Source organism: Nonomuraea mesophila, from assembly GCF_004352805.1.
GTDB classification, from domain to species: Bacteria; Actinomycetota; Actinomycetes; order Streptosporangiales; family Streptosporangiaceae; genus Nonomuraea; species Nonomuraea longispora.
Window position 1 is genome coordinate 1 of sequence record NZ_SMLD01000389.1, and the last position, 993, is coordinate 993.

Genomic DNA, 993 nt, shown 5'->3' on the forward strand with positions numbered 1-993 from the left:
GGCCACCCCCCGCGCCGTCACCACCCGCACGCCGCCTCCCCGCGTACGATCATGCTTACGCAGACATCCTGGCAGGTCGTACCGACAGAAGGCGGATCACGCGGGACCGGCGGGACGGCGGCCCATCATGTCGAGGCGGTTGAGCACCGGGTTGCCCGCGATGACCTTGGTGAAGCTGATCTTCTCGGCCGCCGCGGTCAGGGCCACGACAGTGCCGAGGAGCACATAGCGGCCGGGTCTGCCGAGCTTGGTCACCGCGGCGAGCCCGAGCAGCGCGCCCAGGGAGTTGGCGCCGGCGTCGCCGAGCATCGCGCGCTCGCCGAGGTCGTCGGGCAGCAGCGCGGCCGCGGCCCCGAGCGGGACGGCGCTCAGCGCAGCGGCGGCCGGCGAGCCGCGCAGGACCGAGGCCGCGAGCAGCGGCCCCCCGGCGAGCAGGCCGACCTTGATGGCGCGGCCCGGACGCAGGTCGAAGAGGTTGGCGAGGTTGGCGGCACCTGCGATGGTCGCGCCGTTGACCAAGGTGTCGGCAGGACCCTTGGAGACGAGGGCGGCCGCGCCGAGTCCGGTGGCGCCGATGCCGAGAATCTTGACGGCGCCGCTGGTGACCTCACCGCGGGCGAGCGCGCTCAGGTGCCCTTTGAAGCCCTTGGAGGCCGTGGTGCCGTAGAGGTCGTCATAGGCACCGAGCGCGCCACTGCCGCCTCCGGCGAGCAGCGCGGCGGCGCGTACGCGGCCGGGGACGCCGGGCGTGAACGCGGCGGCCGCGCCCGCGCCGGCGACGAAGGCGGGGCCTTCCAGCAGGGTGATGGGCTCACCGCGATGGTTCTTCCGCGTCCACCGGCCGCTCAGCTCGGCCGGCCGGTTGCGGGTGAACGCGGCGTAGGCGGCGCGGGCGGCGGCGGCGCCGATCGCGGCGCCGGCAAGGGCGTAGAGCAGGCCACGGGTCCTGCTGGCAGGCATGTCAGCTCCCTGACTCACTGGTGGGGGTGGGGG

General features: G+C 74.8%; 1 protein-coding gene. It reads right to left on the minus strand.

Going from position 1 to position 993, the window contains the following annotated elements; genetic code table 11:
- Positions 1-96: 96 nt before the first annotated feature.
- Complete coding sequence (locus E1295_RS48200) at positions 97-960, minus strand: hypothetical protein (RefSeq protein WP_132642111.1); 864 nt, start codon at positions 958-960, stop codon at positions 97-99.
- Positions 961-993: the final 33 nt, after the last annotated feature.